General features: G+C 76.1%; 14 protein-coding genes. 9 read left to right on the forward strand and 5 right to left on the reverse strand.

The features are described from left to right. Positions 1-10: 10 nt before the first annotated feature. A complete protein-coding gene (locus tag A2CP1_RS19785; protein WP_015934978.1) occupies positions 11-439 on the reverse strand; it encodes a hypothetical protein in 429 nt (142 codons plus the stop codon). A 142-nt stretch (positions 440-581) separates the two neighbouring features. Here A2CP1_RS19785 and A2CP1_RS19790 point away from each other — a divergent pair, with 142 nt between their 5' ends. Then, entirely contained in the window at positions 582-1,175 is a 594-nt protein-coding gene (locus A2CP1_RS19790) for a hypothetical protein (protein WP_015934979.1), read from the forward strand. Positions 1,176-1,244: 69 nt separating this feature from the next. Here A2CP1_RS19790 and trmB read toward each other — a convergent pair whose 3' ends face one another. Continuing rightward, positions 1,245-1,850 (reverse strand): tRNA (guanosine(46)-N7)-methyltransferase TrmB, encoded by a 606-nt coding sequence (trmB, locus tag A2CP1_RS19795; protein WP_015934980.1) that lies wholly within the window; start codon positions 1,848-1,850, stop codon positions 1,245-1,247. Between the two features lie 34 nt (positions 1,851-1,884). On the opposite strand from trmB, the gene A2CP1_RS19800 reads away from it, so the two are divergent. From A2CP1_RS19800 to A2CP1_RS19810, 3 genes are read left to right on the forward strand one after another with little or no spacing between them, the layout of a single operon-like run. Beyond that, positions 1,885-3,501: a hypothetical protein gene (locus A2CP1_RS19800; protein WP_015934981.1), complete on the forward strand. Its 1,617-nt coding sequence runs from the start codon at positions 1,885-1,887 to the stop codon at positions 3,499-3,501. Next, entirely contained in the window at positions 3,498-4,166 is a 669-nt protein-coding gene (locus A2CP1_RS19805) for an ABC transporter ATP-binding protein (protein ID WP_015934982.1), read from the forward strand. The genes A2CP1_RS19800 and A2CP1_RS19805 overlap by 4 nt, the downstream gene beginning before the upstream one ends. Next, positions 4,163-5,452, forward strand: a complete 1,290-nt coding sequence (locus A2CP1_RS19810; protein WP_015934983.1) for an FtsX-like permease family protein — start codon at positions 4,163-4,165, stop codon at positions 5,450-5,452. Before A2CP1_RS19805 ends, A2CP1_RS19810 begins: the two co-directional genes overlap by 4 nt. A gap of 253 nt (positions 5,453-5,705) precedes the next feature. Here A2CP1_RS19810 and A2CP1_RS19815 read toward each other — a convergent pair whose 3' ends face one another. Further along, positions 5,706-7,427 carry a lytic transglycosylase domain-containing protein gene (locus tag A2CP1_RS19815; protein WP_015934984.1) on the reverse strand — a complete coding sequence of 574 codons (1,722 nt, stop codon included), beginning with the start codon at positions 7,425-7,427 and terminating at the stop codon, positions 5,706-5,708. A gap of 403 nt (positions 7,428-7,830) precedes the next feature. Here A2CP1_RS19815 and dusB point away from each other — a divergent pair, with 403 nt between their 5' ends. Genes dusB through A2CP1_RS19830 form a run of 3 tightly spaced genes read left to right on the forward strand, consistent with a single transcriptional unit; the run spans position 7,831 to position 10,167 of the window. Beyond that, entirely contained in the window at positions 7,831-8,877 is a 1,047-nt protein-coding gene (gene dusB, locus A2CP1_RS19820; RefSeq protein ID WP_015934985.1) for a tRNA dihydrouridine synthase DusB, read from the forward strand. Positions 8,878-8,917: 40 nt separating this feature from the next. Then, positions 8,918-9,304, forward strand: coding sequence for a helix-turn-helix domain-containing protein (locus A2CP1_RS19825; protein ID WP_015934986.1), 387 nt, complete (start codon positions 8,918-8,920; stop codon positions 9,302-9,304). Continuing rightward, positions 9,301-10,167, forward strand: a complete 867-nt coding sequence (locus A2CP1_RS19830; protein WP_015934987.1) for a ZIP family metal transporter — start codon at positions 9,301-9,303, stop codon at positions 10,165-10,167. The genes A2CP1_RS19825 and A2CP1_RS19830 overlap by 4 nt, the downstream gene beginning before the upstream one ends. Positions 10,168-10,322: 155 nt before the next feature. On the opposite strand, the gene A2CP1_RS19835 is transcribed toward A2CP1_RS19830, so the two are convergent. Both A2CP1_RS19835 and A2CP1_RS19840 read right to left on the reverse strand, forming a co-directional pair. Then, the gene (locus tag A2CP1_RS19835; protein ID WP_015934988.1) at positions 10,323-11,684 is read right to left on the reverse strand and encodes a glutamate--cysteine ligase; all 1,362 of its coding nucleotides are present in this window, start codon (positions 11,682-11,684) and stop codon (positions 10,323-10,325) included. 34 nt (positions 11,685-11,718) lie between these two features. Beyond that, complete coding sequence (locus tag A2CP1_RS19840; RefSeq protein WP_015934989.1) at positions 11,719-12,339, reverse strand: helix-turn-helix transcriptional regulator; 621 nt, start codon at positions 12,337-12,339, stop codon at positions 11,719-11,721. Between the two features lie 81 nt (positions 12,340-12,420). Here A2CP1_RS19840 and A2CP1_RS19845 point away from each other — a divergent pair, with 81 nt between their 5' ends. Both A2CP1_RS19845 and A2CP1_RS19850 read left to right on the forward strand, forming a co-directional pair. Further along, positions 12,421-12,957 (forward strand): hypothetical protein, encoded by a 537-nt coding sequence (locus A2CP1_RS19845; protein ID WP_015934990.1) that lies wholly within the window; start codon positions 12,421-12,423, stop codon positions 12,955-12,957. A gap of 165 nt (positions 12,958-13,122) precedes the next feature. After that, positions 13,123-16,344 (forward strand): MXAN_5808 family serine peptidase, encoded by a 3,222-nt coding sequence (locus tag A2CP1_RS19850; RefSeq protein ID WP_015934991.1) that lies wholly within the window; start codon positions 13,123-13,125, stop codon positions 16,342-16,344. Positions 16,345-16,403: the final 59 nt, after the last annotated feature.

Below are 16,403 nucleotides of genomic sequence, written 5' to 3' on the forward strand. Positions count from 1 at the left end.
GTCCCGCGCGTCAGCGACCGGCGGCGTCCACGCCGGGCAGGACCACCCGCCAGGCGCCGTCCTCGCGCACCAGCGTCACCTCGCCCTTCCCGCCGGCCTCGTCCTCCACCGCCACGATCGCGGTCCCGGACGACTCGCGCACCACCACCGCGCTGCGGATCCGCGCGGCCCGGGCGGCGAAGTCGCCCAGCACGAGCTCGCGCCCGCTCGCCGGCACCACCCCGGGCGCCCGGCCTGCCAGCGCCTTCGCCTCGGCGTCGAGCGCCTCGCGCGAGCGCGCCGAGAGCATCGACCAGACGGTGCCGGCGTCGCCGGCGCGCGCCGCGGAGGCGAAGCGGCGGTACTGGTCGGCGGGGCTGGCCGGGGCGCGGCAGGCGGCGAGGGCGAGGGCGCCGGTGACGAGGACGGCGAGGAGCGCAGGGGAGCGGAGGCGTCGCATGGCGCGAGTGTAGCCTCGCGGCCGGCCTCCCGCCTCCCCGGCAGGCGCCGGCCCTGCGGGGCCCGGCTCGCCCGCCGGCGTGCTGCCCGGGGCTGGCCCACCACGCGCCGGGCGCCCAGCTTTTCGTCCGGGAGGAACCACGATGAGGATCCATGCCTTGCTTCTGGGCGTCCCGGCCGCGATCGGGCTCGCCTGCAGCACCCCGAGCTCCCGCTCCAGTGCGCACACGTCGAGCGCGCGCACCAGCCAGCGGGCCAGCGCCGACGCCGCCGCCAGCGCGCCGGCGGCGACCAACCCCGCCGCGCGGGCCGAGGAGGGCGCGCAGGCCGGCGCGACCTCGGACGTGAAGGGCCACGCCAGCGACCAGGTGATCTCCGGGCGGGTGGCGCAGTCCGACGGCAGCACGCTGACCATCCAGTCGGCGGACGGGACGCAGCGCTCGCTCCACGTGGCGGCCCAGACCGTCGTCACCGTGGACGGCCACGACGCGCGGATCTCCGACCTGGCGCCCGGCCAGGACGTGCGCGCCAGCTTCAACGAGGTGGACGGCCGCGAGATCGCCGTGAAGGTCGAGGCGATGGGCGCGGCCGGCACCGGCAGCAGCGGCTACACGCCCGGCACGCCGCCGGGGGCGCACCCGTCGGACGGCTCGCGCAACGACGCCGGGCGTGGCGGGACCACCGGCGCGCCGGAGAGCACCACGCCGCAGGGCTCGAGCCCCGGGACGCGGTACTAGCGACCGGACGACGAGCGGGAGGCGGGGGCGTGGGGGCCTCCGGGCGCATCGGCCCGGGGGCCCTCGCGATCACGGCTTCAGGAGGCGCAGGCGCCACACCGGCTCGCCGCTCGCGAGGTAGCGGCGCTCGCGCGTGGACGGGATCTCGTCGGGCGCGGCCTCCGCGAAGCGGCCCGGGCCGGCGGCGTTGCGGAAGCCGGCCTCCTCGAGGCGGATCACCGCCTCGCGCGCGTAGCGCTCCACGTCGGTGCGGAAGTCGAGCACGCCGCCGGGCGCGAGCAGGCCGAGGAGCAGCGCGGACATCCGATCGTCCACCAGGCGCCGGCGGTGGTGGCGCCGCTTCCACCACGGGTCGGGGAAGTGCACGTGGATCGCCGCGAGCGAGCCCGCGGCGAACAGCCGCGGGGCGAGGAGCCGCGCGTCCCCGTTCAGCACCAGCAGGTTGGAGAGCCCGTGCCGCGCGCCCTTCGCCGCCAGCACCGCGGCGAACTTCCGCCGCTGCTCGATCCCCACCAGCGCCCGGTCGGGGAACGCGCGCGCGAACCCGAGCGCGAAGCCGCCGTGTCCGCAGCCGATCTCCAGCTCGAGGCGGCCGCCGGCCGCGCCGAAGCGGGCGCGCCAGTCGGGCAGGAGGTCGCGCACGATGGGTGCGTCGTCTTCGATGGAGAAGATCATGAGCGGGCCTCTCTTAGCATGGTAAGAAACCTCCGTGCTCCGGCGCCTCCTCCTGCCGGCTCTCCTGGCCGTGGCGCTCGGCGCCGGCGGCTGCCGCGGACGCAGCCCCGGCCCGCCCCCCGAGCGCTTCGTGCCCGCCGCCGTGCGGGCGGTGGTGGTCGTCCCGGAGACCGGGCGCGCCAGCCGCGAGCTGGCGGCCCTGCACGCCGCCGTGTCGGCGTTCCCCGGCGCGACCGCCGTCGCCGAGGCGCGCGGGGCCATCGCGGCCCAGCTCGGCTTCGACCCGCTCGATCCGAAGGGCCTCGCCGAGGCCGGCGTGGACGCGCGCCGCGGGGCGGCGCTCGCGCTGCTCGACGCGGGCGGCGCGCCGCCGCGGGCGCTGCTGGTGCTCCCGGTGGGCGACGCGGCCAGGATGGACGCGTTGCTGGCGCGCCTCGCCCGCGAGCGGCTCGGGGCGGACCTCCGCACCGCCGAGCCGCGCGGGACGTTCTCGACCGTCGCGTTCCGGCGCGCCGCCGGCGAGCCCATCGCGCTCGCCTACCTCGTCACCCAGCGCACCGCGCTCGTGTCGCAGGGGCCGGGCGCGGCCGACCTCGTGGCCGAGGCGGCCGGGCTCGCGCCGGAGCGGGCGCTGGCGGGGGACGCCGCGTTCGGCGCCGCGCGGCGGGCGCTGGGCGACGCGCCGGCCGCGGTCGCCTTCGCGCCGCCGGGCTCGCCGCTCCTCGCGCGCGCGTGGCCGGTGCGAGACGGCCTCGCCCTGGGCCTCTCGGGCGGGCCGGGCGGGCTGCGCGCCAGCGCGGCCGTGCTGCTCGGCGCGCGCGAGCCGTCCTTCCGCGCGCTCGCCGGCGGCGGCGCGGCCGCGGCCCTGCTGGCGCGCCTCCACCCCGAGGCGCAGCTCGCGGCGCGCTGGGACGGCGAGCCCGGCCCGCTCGGCGGCAAGCTCGTCCCGATGCTCTCGCGCGCCGACCGCGCGCGCCTCGCCGCCCGCGGCCTCGACCCGCAGCGCGACGGGTTCGACCTGCTCGCGCCCGGGGTGGCCCTGGCGCTCTCGCTCTCGCCGGGCCTGGAGCTGACCGGGCTCACCGAGGCGACGCTCCGCGCCGATCCGCTGCGGCTCGTGCGCCTCGAGGCGGTGGCGCGCGTGAAGGACCGGGAGCGCGCCCGGGCCGCGTTCGACCGGATCGCCCCGCCCCCGCGGCGCCCGCGCGCCGCCCGCGCCGGCGCCGGGTCGCCCGCCCCGGGCACCTGGCGGATCGCCACGCCGAGCGGCGAGCTGGCCTGGCGGCTCGATGGCGATCGCCTGGCGCTCGCCGGCGGCGCTCCCGGCGCGCTCGACGCGCTGGTGGCGCGGCTCGACGGCGGCGGCGACGGCTTCCGCGCGCCCACGCGCGCCGCCGGGGCGGCGCTGAAAGGCGGGCTGGGGGGCGCGGTGCTCGACGTGCAGCGGCTGGTGGCCGGCGTGCGCGCGCTGCCGGAGGACGCCTTCGGCACCGGGCCGTCCGGGTTCGTGGTCCGGTCGGTGGTGGACCGGTTCCTGGAGCCGGCCGCGCGCCTGTCGGCGGTGTCGCTCGGCGCGCAGCTCGCGGAGGGGGCGCTGGTCCTGGCCGCGGAGGTGGAGGTGATGCCGTCCGCGCCGCAGGTGCGGCCGTGATCCGGCTCGCCGGCGTCACCAAGGCGTTCCGCGACGGCGACCGCCCGGTGCCGGTGCTGCGCGGCATCGACCTGGAGGTGCGGCCGGGCGAGCTGGTCGCGATCGTGGGCCCCTCGGGCTCGGGCAAGTCCACCCTGCTCTACGTCGCCGGCGCGCTCGACCGTGACTTCGCCGGGGAGGTCGAGGTGGCCGGCACGCGGCTCGCCGGGCTCTCGCCCCGCGCGCGGGCCGAGCTGCGGAACCGCGCGGTGGGCTTCGTGTTCCAGTCGTTCAACCTGCTCGCGGGGATGTCGGCCCTCGAGAACGTGATGCTGCCGGGGATGCTCCGCCGCGAGGGCGCGGAGGGCACCGCCGCGGTGCGCGCCCGCGCCGCCGAGGCGCTCGCGTCGGTCGGGCTCGCGGAGAAGGCGCGCGCCACGCCGGCGCACCTCTCCGGCGGCGAGCGCCAGCGTGTGGCCATCGCGCGGGCGCTGCTGGCGCGCCCGCAGGTGCTCCTCGCCGACGAGCCGACCGGCAACCTCGACGCGGTGAGCGGCGACGGCATCATCCGGCTGTTCCAGCGCATGGCCGCCGGCGGGATGACCGTGCTGGTGGTGACGCACGAGGAGCGCGTGTCCGAGGCGGCCTCGCGGGTGCTCCACCTCGAGGACGGGAGGCTCCGGTGAGCGCGCGTGGCGTCCTCTGGATCGCGCGGGCGAACCTGCGCGCCGACCGCAAGGGCGCGCTGCTGAACGCGGCCGCCGCCTGCGTGGGCGCGGCGGCGCTGGTGTTCATCCTGGCGCTCGGCATGGGCGTCTCGCACGCGGCCCGGCGCATGTTCCCGGCGGACGCGCGGCTGGTGGAGGTGGTCCCGGCCGGCGTGGCGCTGGGCGGGGTCCTGGGCGGCGGGCGCCTCGACGACGCGGCGCTGGCGCGGCTCGGGCGCCTCCCCGGCGTCGAGCAGGCCTGGCCGCGGCTCTCGCTGCGCGTGCCGGTGGCGGCGTCCCGGCCGCCCACCGGGCTCGACTACAACTGGCCGCCCGGCATGACCCTCCAGATCCCGGTGGTGGGCGTGGCGCCCGGGCTGGTGCAGGCCGACCTGCGGGCGGGGCGCGCCTTCGCGGACCCGGGCCCGGGCGGCGGCCCGATCCCGGTGCTGCTCTCGCGGCGGCTGCTCGAGGTCTACGACAAGACCATCGCGCCGGCCTGGAACGTGCGGAGGCTGCCGCCGGGCCTGTCCATCGTGGGGCTCCAGCTCCCGGTGCGGGTCGGCTTCTCGATCGTGCCGCAGAAGACCGAGGACCGGGTGTACGAGGCGCGCCTGGAGCTGGCCGGGCTCTCGGATCGCGTGCCGCTCTACCTGATGGCGATGCCGCTCGACACCGTGCGGCGCCTGCACCGCGAGTACGGCAAGCCGGACGCGGGCTACACGCAGGTGACGCTGCTCGCGCGCCGCCCCGACGACGTGCCGGCGGTCATGGCGGCGGTGCGGCGCATGGGCTTCTCGGTGGACGAGGGGGAGCGCTCGGCGGCGGAGCGCGTGGGCACGGTGGTGGCGGTGACCACCGGCGCGCTCGCGCTGCTCGCCGGCGTCCTGTGCGCGCTCGCGGCGCTCGCCATCGCGCAGTCGCTCTCGGCGAGCGTGCGCGGCCGGGCGAAGGAGATCGCGATCCTGGAGGCGGTGGGCGCGGCGCCCGCCGACGTGCGCGCGGTGGTGCTCGCGGAGGCGGCGCTGGTGGGGCTGGTGGGCGGCGCGATCGGCACCGCGCTGGCGGTGGCCGCGGCGCGGGTCACCGACGCGGCCGCGGCCCGCGCGCTCCCGGACTTCCCGTTCCGCCCGGACACCTTCTTCGCGCTGCCGCCCTGGCTCGTCGTGCTCGGCGTCGCGGTGCCGGCGGCGGCGGCGGTGGTGGGCGCGCTCGCGCCGGCGGCGTTCGCGGCGCGGATCGATCCGGCGAGAACGTTGTCGTGATGACCCTTCGACTCCGCCCGCTCGTCCCGACCCTTCGACTCCGGCGAGCCTCCGGCTCGCCTACGCTCAGGGTGAGCGGAAGTCAGAGACGCTCGGGGTGAGCGAGACGACTGGGGCACGGCCGGAGTCGAGGGACGCTCAGGGTGGCCCTTCGACTCCGGCGAGCCTCCGGCTCGATCGCTCATCCCGAGCGTAGCGCGGCCTTCGGGCCGCGCGGAGTCGAGGGACGAACCACGAGCAGCGGTGCCGCCGCCTACCCGCGCCCGGGCCGCACGACGATCATCGCGCCCACCAGCAGCTTGTGGCTGCGGGGGTTCTTGATCCCGTTCCAGCGGCACAGGTCCTGGAGCTCGACGCCGAAGCGCTGCGCGATGGACCAGAGCGTGTCGCCGGCGCGGACCCGCAGCGTCTGGTGCGCGGGCTTCGCGGCGGGCGCGGCGGCGGAGGCGGTCCGCACCGGCGCCTGGGCGGCGGCGCGCTCGGCGGCGGCCGGGCGGCGCGCCTCGGGCTCCGGCGCGCGCGCGGCCACCGCCACCCCGGCGGCGGGCCGCGGGATGATCAGCTCCGTGCCGACGCGCAGCTTCCGCGCGCTCTTCAGGCCGTTCATCTCCAGGATGCCCTGGGCCGGCACGCCGTAGCGCTGCGCGATCCGGCCGATGCTGTCGCCGCGGCGGACCACGTGCCCGGCGAACGTCAGGCGGGTCTTCGCGCGGAGCGCCGGCCACGCCTCGGCGAACGCCTCGGCGCGCTCGGCGGGGATCTTGATCCTGTACGGGCGGGGCGGCGTGCAGGCGCGGCGCAGCTCGGGGTTGAGGTCGATGATCTCCTTCTCGGAGACGCCGGCGGCGCGCGCGATGACGGTGAGCAGCGTGGCGTCCGGGACGTCCACCTCCTCGTACTCCGTCCACGCCTGCCGCTCGATCTCCTCCTGCCGGAACCCGAACGCCTCGTGGTGCTTGGTGATGATGGCGGCCGCCATCAGCTTCGGCACGTAGCCCTTGGTCTCGGCGCGGAGCACCTTCTTGCCGGGGACGTCCGCCATCTCCCAGAAGTCGTCGTACCCCATCCGCTGCGCGGCGAGGACGCGGCCGGCGCCGGCGTTGTAGCCGGCCCACGCCAGCCGCCAGTCGCCGGTCTGCTCGCGCAGCCGCTTCAGGAAGCGCGCGGCGGCGCGGGCGGAGCGCTCCGGATCGCGCCGCTCGTCCACCCAGAAGTCCTGCTTCAGGCCGTAGCTCTTGCCCGTCGCGGCGATGAACTGCCAGGGGCCGGACGCCTTGGCGCGGCTGTAGGCGAAGTTGCCGAAGCCGCTCTCGATCATCGCGAGGAAGACCGTGTCCTGCGGCAGCCCCTCGTCCTTCAGGATCTTGCGGTACCGCTCCATGTACCGGTGCGAGCGCCCGAGCCACTTCACGAAGTGGGCGCGGACGCTGGGCGACTGGAAGAAGCGGACGTACGCGACCACCGCCTCGTTCACGTCGATGGGGATGTCGTACTCGGCCTGGAGCGTGGCGAGATCGTGGTCGATCTCGGGGAGCAGCGGGATCCGCCCGGCGCCCTCGCCCCGCGGCGTGGCGTCGCGGCCCAGCGCGCCCTCCACGCGGTCGCGGATGGGGGACTCGAGCCCGAGCCCGTCGGCGCCCACCGTCCGGCGGCCCTCGGCGCCGTCCTGCACCCGCGACGCCTCCTCGGCCTGGCGCAGGTCCTCCAGCTCCGCCGACTCCTGCTCGATCTCCTCCGCGATGGCGGGCTCGTCGGGCGCGTCCGCGTTCGCGATCGCGTCCTGCACCGACGGCTCCTGGCGGCGCTGCGCCGGCTTCGGCGGCGCCACGATCTGCGCCTCCGGCACCTCCGCGGCGGGCAGGGCCTGGGCGGCGGCCTGGACGGTGACGCCCCGGGAGGCGGGGCCCTGGGGGCTGGCCGGCCCGGCCAGGGCGAGCGCGCAAACGGCTAGGAAGGTCGTGCGGATCTGCCTCATCGCTCCTCGGCTTCTGCTGCGGGGGGCCGGTCCGTTGGCCGGCCGTTCGGATGCCACATCGTACCGGGGCCACCGGGTCGTGCCAAATCGGGCGCCCGGGGGATCTGCTGACTCCTCTCACTGCGGCGGACCGTCCTCCTCCTCGCTTCGGGGGACCGCTGCCTCGCCTGGCCGCCGATCGACCACCCCGATCGCCGGAAGCCTGTGCACCGCCCTCGCGGCAACGTCAGGCCCCTTCGGCGGCCATCCGCGCGGGTGCGCGCAGGGGGCCGCGCGGCTAAAGCACCCCGCCACGGTCGCTCCGGTACCGCCCTGGAACCGCCGGCACCCCCGGGCATTCCGGCGTTCCCCACCGAAATCGGTCCGTGCTACACCCCCGACCCCGCTTGCCGCACGCCTGACCATGCAGATCGGCCCCTACCAGTTCCCCGGCCGCTACTTCCTCGCCCCGCTGGCCGGCGTGTCCGACCGCCCGTTCCGCGCCATCTGCCGGCGCATGGGCGCGAGCTTCGCGTACACCGAGATGGTCTCGGCGCACGGCCTGATGCACGGCGCGCTGCAGACCTCGAGCTACCTCGACCGCGAGCCGGACGAGGACCCGTTCGCGGTACAGATCTTCGCCTCGGAGCCGGAGGTGCTCGCACGCGGGGCCGCGGTCGCGGTCGCGGCGGGCGCCGGCATGATCGACGTCAACATGGCCTGCCCGGTGAAGAAGGTGTGCGGCAGCGGCGCCGGGGCGGCCATGGGGCGCGATCCGCGCAGGGTCGAGGAGGCGGTCCGCGCCATCCGCGCCGCGGTCCCGGTACCGGTCACGGTCAAGATCCGCGCCGGCTGGGACGAGGGCGAGGTGAACTGCGTCGACGTCGCGCGCGCGGCCGAGGCCGGCGGCGCCGCGGCGGTGGCGCTGCACGGGCGCACCCGCAGCCAGCTCTACTCCGGCAAGGCGCGCTGGGAGCTGGTCCGGGCGGTGAAGCAGGCGGTCGCGATCCCGGTGCTCGGCTCGGGGGACGTGTGGACCGCCGCCGACGCCGTGCGCATGCGGGAGGAGACCGGGTGCGACGCGGTGCTGGTGGCGCGCGGCGCCTGCGGCAACCCGTGGATCTTCCGCGAGCTGCGGGCCATCGAGGCCGGCCGCCCGCCGCCCCCGCCGCCCGGCCGCGACGAGTGGGTGGGCACGGTGCTCGAGCACGTCCGCCTCCAGGTGGAGCACCGGGCCCGCATGGCGCCGGGCGAGCCCGCCGAGGCCTCGGAGCGCCACGCCATCCGCGAGCTGCGCAAGCACCTGCTCTGGTACACGCGCGGCCGGCGCGGCGGCGTGCACTTCCGCCGCGACGCGGCCGCGCTGGTGACCGCGGCCGACGTGGCGGCGCAGCTGGAGCGCCACTTCCCCGCGGGCGGCGACAGCTTCGAGCTCGATCCCGGCTTCCGCGCCTCGGAGGACGGCGAGTGAGCGCGCGCGGACCGCACGGCGGCCGGCGGGGATCGGCGCGGTGAAGGCGCTGCTCCTCGAGGGCGCGCCCGACGCGCTCCGGCGCGCCTGCGAGGCGGGGCGGCTGGAGGTGGTCGAGGTGCGCTCGATCCCGGACGGCCGCGCCCGGCTCGCGCGCGAGGCGTTCGCGCTGGTGGACGGCCGCATCACGCGGCCCTGCGCCCTCGACGAGGAGCTGCGCCAGCGGGTGGACGCCTTCTTCGACCGGCTCGAGGGCCAGCCCGCGAGCGGTCTCTACGACGCGGTGATGCGCGAGGTGGAGCGCCCCCTCATCTCGGGCGCGCTGGCCCGGGCCCGGGGCGTGCGCTCCGCCGCCGCGGAGGCGCTCGGCATCGACCGCGGTACGCTGGCCCGCCGCATGCGCGCGCTCGGCCTGGACGAACCATGACCCAGACGCAGTCCCTCGCCCTGTACACCGCCGCCATCCTGGTGGGCGCGCTCACCGGCGGCTCGCTCCCGCTGCTCGGACGCGTGGGCCGCTCCGACATCGGCCTGTCGTTCTCGGCGGGCGTGATGCTCGGCGCCGCGTTCTTCCACATGCTGCCCGAGGCGGTGGAGGAGAGCGGCGCGGGGATCCTGCCGTACGTGCTGGTCGGGTTCCTGCTCCTGTTCCTGCTGGAGCGCTTCGTGCTCGTGCACGTCTGCGCCGAGCCCGGGCCGAACGCGCGGCTCTCGCAGGCCGCCCCGCTTCCGGCCGGGGTGGAGGCCGCCGGCCACGATCACCACGCCCACGCCCACGCGCACGTCGGCGCGGACGGCGCGGTCGCGCTGGAGGAGGACGGCACCGGGTGCGCCGTCCACACCACGCTCGGGCTCGCCGCGTTCGTGGGGATGAGCGCGCACACGCTGGTGGACGGCTTCGCGCTCGGCGCCGCGAGCGGCCACGCCGAGCTCGGGCTGCTCGTGTTCCTCGCCATCCTCGCGCACAAGATCCCGAACTCGTTCTCGCTCTCGGCCATCCTGCGCGCCGAGGGCTACTCGCGCGGCCGGGCGCTCGCGATGAACGCGGCCTTCGCGCTGATGGTGCCGGTCGGCGCCGGCATCTACCTGGTGCTGCGCCAGGTGGTGCGGGTCGAGACGTTCACCGCCGCCGCGCTCGCCGCGAGCGCGGGCACGTTCCTGCACCTGTCGCTCTCGGACATCCTCCCCGACCTGCACCGCCGCGGCGGCTCGAAGTGGGTCCTCTCCGGCGCGCTGCTGTTCGGGCTCGCGGTGATGTGGGGGCTGCGCGCGCTGAACCACGCGCACTGAACGACAGTCCGCGGCCGGCGATCACCTGCGGTGATTGGCGGCCGCGCTGTCGTTCAGCAAGGTTGCCACGGGGCGTGCCGCCCCGCCCCGTCGAGCGGAGCTCGCCGGGGTCCCCACCCCTGCTGCGCGCGGATCACCGCGCGGACGCGAGGGGGCTACGCGATCCGCAGGTGCTCCGCCAGCGCCCGGTCGCCGCGGCGGAACGCGTCGAGCGCGTCGTCGGCGGGGGAGCGGCGCGAGGCGGCGCGCTCCCGGAGCGGCGCGAGCCATACCCGCTCGTCCTCGCCGCGCTGGCCGCAGCAGTGCTGCCGGCACAGGCCGTTCCCGGCCGCGTCGAGCAACGTCGCCGCCACGTCCGCCAGCACCCGGCCGTCGGGCAGCCGCGCCTCCAGCCCCTCGCGGCCGGCGCCGATCATGAGCGCCCGCCGCTCGGCCACCGACAGGCCGCGCACCGTGTCCCAGGCCCAGGCCCGCGCCTCGCGGTCGTAGAGCAGCCCCTTCCAGAACGCGACCAGCGCCTTGGTCATGGCGGCGTCGCAGGCGTCGGCGGCGCGCACCTCCACCACGCCCTTCACCCGCACCTCGGGGAACAGCGTGGTGAGGTGATCCTCCCAGTCCATGAGCGTGGGGCGCTCGCCGGCGATGCCGTCGGCGAGGAACTGCCGGAACGTCCGCCCGCCCGGATCGACGTAGCCGCCGTCGCGGCGGAAGAAGATCATGGGGATGTCGAGCGCCCACTCGGCGTAGCGGCGGTACGGGTCGTCGTCGAACCCCGGCTCGAACGCGAAGCCGAGCAGGCCGGCGCGGGACGGGTCGGTCTCCTCCCACACCGCCACCCGGTACGACTTCCAGCCGACGGGCCGGCCATTCACGATGGGTGAGTTCGCGAACAGCGCCGCCACCGCCGGCTGGACCGCCAGCGCGACCCGGAGCTTCTCGGCCATGTCGCGCGGCCCGGAGAAGTCGAACGAGGCCTGGGCCGAGGCGGTCATGGACATCATGTCCGGCCCGAGCCGGCCCCGGGCGGCCAGGTACGGCCGCATCACCGCGTAGCGGTTCTTCGGCATCCAGGGCGAGCTCGCCGGCGTGCCCCACGGCCGGTAGCCGGCGGCGAGGAACTCGAGCCCGAGGTCGGCCGCGAGCTCGCGGCACTTCTGGAGGTGCCGGTCCAGCTCGGCGGCCACCACGTGCACGTCGGCGAACGGCCGGCCGGACAGCTCGATCTGCCCGCCCGGCTCGATGGAGACGGTGAGCCCCTGGCACTGCGAGGCGATGATCCGCCCGTCCTCCTCGAACGGCTCGTAGCCGTACCGCGAGAACCCGCGCAGCACCGCCGCGACGCCCCGCGGCCCGTCGTACGGGATGGGCTCGAGCGTGCCCGCGACGAGCGCGAGCTTTTCGTGCTCGAGGCCGACCTTCCAGCCGGCGCGAGGCCGCTCGCGCGCCGCGAACCAGCCGGCGAGATCGTCGATCCCGCGCACCGGCGGGCTGTCCTGGACATGGGCGTCGAGCGACATGCGGGCGGAATCTACCCGCGCCCCGCCGGTGGCGCTACCTCGTCTCGCCGCCCGCCGGGCGTGCGTCCGCGCGCGCCGGCGCCGCGGGCTGGAGCAGGTCCTCCAGGAAGAACGCGGACAGCTCCGCGCGCCCGGCGAGACCCGCCTTGCGGTACACGGCGAGCGCCTGCTGCCGCACGGTGCGCTCGCTCGTCCGCCGCAGGTCCGCCACGTCCTTGTGCGCGAGCCCCTTCAGCAGGAGCAGCGCCACCTCGCGCTCCGCCGCCGAGAGGCCCCAGCGGTCGAACTGGTGGTCGATGGCGGCGGCCAGGCCGCGCAGGTGCTCCTGCGACTCGGCGCGGAAGCGGGCCAGGTCGGCCTCGGCGCGCACCAGGTCGCGCTGCAGCGCCCGGGTGCGGCGCCGGGCGAGGGCGAGCTGCGCCCACAGCGCCACCGCCCCGCCGAGCGCCACCGCCATGATCGCGACCTCGAGCGCGATGTGCCCGGGGGAGCCGCCCGCGCGCGCGTCGGAGGCGACGTCGAGCCCCACCAGCACCGTCACGAGGCCCAGGATGGCCGAGGGGACCGCCAGCACCCACGGCCTGGGCGCGTCGGCGTCCGCCGCATGTGCGCCGCCCAGCCCCGCGGATGCGCTCTGCTTTTCCACGTGTGTCATCCGTCGGATGGCGGCCGGCCGGGGGGCCGGACAGGTTGGGCGCGTCCGGCCCGAACCCGCCGGCCCAGGAGCCCGCACGCCATGCCGACCCTACCCCTGCACCCCGCCATCGTCCACGTCCCCCTCGGTCTCGCCTTCGTGCTGCCGCTCGTCGCGGCCGGGCTCGCCGTCGCGCTCTGGCGCGGCGCCCTGCCCCGGCGCAGCTTCGCCGTCGTGGTGGCGCTCCAGGCGATCCTGGTCGGGGGCGGCGTCGTGGCGATGCAGCTCGGCGAGCGCGACGAGAAGCAGGCCGAGACGGTGATCTCGGAGAAGCTCATCGAGGCGCACGAGGAGCGCGCGGAGGTGTTCGTGTGGGCCGCCGGCGCGGTGCTCGCCGTCAGCGCCGCGGTGCTGGTGGTGCCGGCGGCCGCCGCGACCGCGGTGGCCGGGGTCGTGGTGGCGGGCACGGTCGCGGTCGCCGCGCTGGCGGTGTCCGCCGGCCAGGCGGGGGGTGAGCTCGTGTACCGCCACGGGGCGGCGAGCGCCTACCTCCTGCGCAGCGCGCCCGCCGGGGCGATCCCGGCGGTGGACGCGGCACGCGTTCACCGCGAGGCCGAGCACGACGACGAGGACCGCTGAGGGGGCATGGGCCGCCCCCGGGCATGATTCCCGGCCCCGCCGGTTGGATCCCGGTGGGACCTGGGCCGGGCCGATCTGCTTGCGCGGGATCCTGCTGCAACCTATCCTCCCACGATACGTAGGTTTTCCCGCTTGCCTGCCCTACCCTCCCTGCCCAGGCGCCCCATGATCCGCCCCTTCCGGCTGTTCGCCACCCTGGCGGCCTCGCTCGCGCTCGCGCTCGGCGTCACGGCCCGCTTCGTCCGCGCCGAGCCCGAGGCGCCTCCGCCGGCCGTCGCGTTCAAGGGCGCCGCGCCGGTGCCGGCGCGCGCCGGCGGCAACGGCGACTACCAGCTCGAGCGGCTGCCCATCCTGTCGAGGGTGATCCTCCAGGTGAAGGACAACTACGTGGACCCGGGCCGCGTGGATCCGAAGGGCATGGTGGTCGCGGCGCTCGAGGCGGTGGAGAAGACCGTCGCCGAGGTGATGGTGCAGGGCGACGAGAAGTCGCCCCGGCTCACGCTCACGGTGGGCAGCGCCTCCCGCGAGCTCGACATCTCCGGCGTGAAGAGCATCTGGGAGATCCGCACCGTCCTCGGCGAGGCGATGGGCTTCATCCAGCAGCACCTCGTCGCCCACAAGGACCTGCGCGAGATCGAGTACGCCGCGGTGAACGGCCTGCTCCAGACGCTCGACCCGCACACCGTCCTGTTCGACCCGAAGTCGTTCAAGGAGATGAAGCTGCAGACCCGCGGCGAGTTCGGCGGGCTCGGGTTCGTGGTGGCGATGCGCGACAGCAACCTGACCGTGGTCCGGGTGCTCCGGAACACGCCGGCGCAGCGCGCCGGGGTGAAGCCGAAGGACGTGATCGCGCGCATCGAGGAGCAGTCCACCGTCAACATGGACCTGCAGGACGCGGTGGACCGCCTCCGCGGTCGGCCGCAGAGCAAGGTGGCCATCACCATCCAGCGCCCGACCCAGGAGCCGCGGCGGATGGTGCTGACCCGCGAGGTGATCAGCATCGAGACGGTGCCGCAGGCGCAGCTCCTCGACGGCAACGTCGGCTACGTCAAGCTCACCCAGTTCTCCACCAACAGCACCCGCGACCTGGTGCAGGCGCTCCAGCAGCAGCGCGCGCAGGCCGGCGGCAAGCTGCAGGGCCTGGTGCTCGATCTCCGCGGCAACCCGGGCGGCCTGCTCGACCAGGCCATCTCGGTCTCCGACCTGTTCCTCTCGGAGGGCGTGATCGTCAAGACGGTGGGCGAGGGCGACAAGCAGCAGATCCACGAGGTGAAGGAGGCGAGCGCCGAGCCCTCCGACCTCACCGGCCTGCCCATCGTCGTCATCGTCAACAACAGCACCGCCTCCGCCAGCGAGATCGTCGCCGGCGCGCTCAAGAACAACGGGCGCGCGCTGGTGATCGGCCGCCAGAGCTTCGGCAAGGGCTCGGTGCAGGTGCTCTACGACTTCAGCGACCCGAGCCGCCCCGCCGACGAGGCCGCGCTCAAGCTCACCATCGCGCAGTACCTCACCCCGGGTGACGTCTCCATCCAGGAGGTGGGCATCACGCCGGACGTGCTGCTGCTGCCGGGCCGCGCGCTGAAGGAGCAGGTCAACTACTTCGCCCCGCCGCGCTCGATGGGCGAGGCCGACCTCGACCGCCACCTCACCAACCCGGCCGACCGCACCGTCCCCGAGGCGGCCCGCGCCGAGGCGCGCAAGAAGCGCCAGGACAAGCCGCCGCTCGAGCTGCGCTACCTGCTCGACGAGAAGGAGGACCTGGTCGCGAAGCAGCTGAAGAAGGACGCGGCCGCCGAGGCCTCCCCGCACGGCGACGTGACCGAGCTGACGCCGGAGCAGCAGGAGGACGAGGACGCCGACGCCGATCCGGATCGCTTCGTCGAGGACTACCAGATCCGCTTCGCGAAGGACCTGCTGCGCCGCGCGCCCTACCCGGATCGCGCCCGCCAGCTCGAGGCCGCCAAGGCGCTCGTGTCCGAGCGGCACCAGCAGGAGGAGACGCGGCTGCAGAAGCGCCTCGCCGAGCTGGGCGTCGACTGGGCCGACGGCCAGGCCAGCCGCGGCAACCCGCGCGCGGTGGTGACGGTGTCGCCGCCGCCGGGCAAGGAGCTGCGCGCCGGCGAGACGATGCCCTGGACCGTGACGGTCGAGAACCGCGGCGACGCGCCGTTCCGGCGCCTCCGCGCCTGGACCACCGCCGACAAGAACGGGCTGCTCGACCGCCGCGAGTTCGTGTTCGGCGCGGTGCGCCCGGGCGAGAAGCGCACCTGGACGGCCCCGGTGAAGCTGCCGAAGGGCATGGACACCCGCCGCGACGAGGTGACGCTCCACTTCGAGGACGAGGGCGGCAAGGCGCCGCCGGACGTCACCACGGCGGTGGCGGTCACCGAGGTGCAGAAGCCGGTGTTCGCGTTCAGCGCCCAGGTGGACGACGCCAAGGGCGGCAACGGCGACGGGCTCCCGCAGCGGGGCGAGACGTTCAACCTCCGGGTGGACGTGCGCAACGCCGGCCCGGGCGTCTCGGGCGACAAGACCTACGTGCTGCTGAAGAACCTCGGGGACGAGAAGCTCTTCATCAAGAAGGGGCGCGAGGTGATCGGCGCGCTCAAGCCGGGCGAGGTGAAGACCGCCACCATGGAGGTCGAGCTCCGCCGCGGCTCGAAGAGCGACACCTCGCCGGTCCGCGTCACCATCGTGGACGAGAAGATGGACGAGTACGTCTCCGAGAAGCTCGACCTGCCGGTGGCGACGGACGAGCCGGCCCGCACCGCCGCGCACGGCGCGGTGCGCGTGGAGGTCGCGGACGCCCAGCTCCGCACCGGCGCGAGCGCCACCGCCCCGGTGATCGCGGCCGCGCGCAAGGGCGCGGTGCTGCCGGTGGACGCCCGCTTCGGCGAGTTCTACCGGGTCGAGTGGCAGAAGGGGCGCTACGCGTTCGCCGCCGAGGGCGAGGTGAAGCCGCTGAAGGCGGCCGGGACGGCGCGGAGCGGCGCCGTGGTCGAGGTGTGGCAGCGCGAGCCGCCGCGCATCGCGTTCTCGCCCGACCCGCTGAAGGGCGCGCCGGTGGTGGACGGCAACACCTTCAAGCTCCAGGGCACCGCCAGCGTGCCGCCCTCGGCGGATCCGACGGCGCGCCTGCGCGACGTGTTCGTGTTCGTGAACGAGCAGAAGGTCTTCTTCAAGGTCCAGCCGGACACGGCCACCTCCTCGAAGATGGACTTCACCGCCGACCTGCCGCTCAAGCCCGGCAACAACGTCGTCACCGTGTTCGCCCGCGAGGACGACGAGTTCCAGAGCCGCCGGAGCGTGGTGGTGTTCCGCCGCACGCCGCCGGAGGTCGCGGCCGAGGCCGGGCGCGGGCAGGCGCAGCGGAGCAGCGGGCAGTAGGCAGGAGCCACCGCCCTCGCCTCTCCAGGGCCCCGGACCGCTCCCCGCGGCCGGGGCCC

Source organism: Anaeromyxobacter dehalogenans 2CP-1, from assembly GCF_000022145.1.
Lineage (GTDB): Bacteria > Myxococcota > Myxococcia > Myxococcales > Anaeromyxobacteraceae > Anaeromyxobacter > Anaeromyxobacter dehalogenans.

What these genes read in the sequence shown, in the direction of transcription:
- A2CP1_RS19840 (WP_015934989.1), bottom strand. Translation starts at nt 12,339, where the DNA reads ATGACACACGTGGAAAAGCAGAGCGCATCCGCGGGGCTGGGCGGCGCA.
- dusB (WP_015934985.1), top strand. Translation starts at nt 7,831, where the DNA reads ATGCAGATCGGCCCCTACCAGTTCCCCGGCCGCTACTTCCTCGCCCCG.
- A2CP1_RS19830 (WP_015934987.1), top strand. Translation starts at nt 9,301, where the DNA reads ATGACCCAGACGCAGTCCCTCGCCCTGTACACCGCCGCCATCCTGGTG.
- A2CP1_RS19845 (WP_015934990.1), top strand. Translation starts at nt 12,421, where the DNA reads ATGCCGACCCTACCCCTGCACCCCGCCATCGTCCACGTCCCCCTCGGT.
- A2CP1_RS19835 (WP_015934988.1), bottom strand. Translation starts at nt 11,684, where the DNA reads ATGTCGCTCGACGCCCATGTCCAGGACAGCCCGCCGGTGCGCGGGATC.
- A2CP1_RS19785 (WP_015934978.1), bottom strand. Translation starts at nt 439, where the DNA reads ATGCGACGCCTCCGCTCCCCTGCGCTCCTCGCCGTCCTCGTCACCGGC.
- A2CP1_RS19850 (WP_015934991.1), top strand. Translation starts at nt 13,123, where the DNA reads ATGATCCGCCCCTTCCGGCTGTTCGCCACCCTGGCGGCCTCGCTCGCG.
- A2CP1_RS19790 (WP_015934979.1), top strand. Translation starts at nt 582, where the DNA reads ATGAGGATCCATGCCTTGCTTCTGGGCGTCCCGGCCGCGATCGGGCTC.
- trmB (WP_015934980.1), bottom strand. Translation starts at nt 1,850, where the DNA reads ATGATCTTCTCCATCGAAGACGACGCACCCATCGTGCGCGACCTCCTG.
- A2CP1_RS19815 (WP_015934984.1), bottom strand. Translation starts at nt 7,427, where the DNA reads ATGAGGCAGATCCGCACGACCTTCCTAGCCGTTTGCGCGCTCGCCCTG.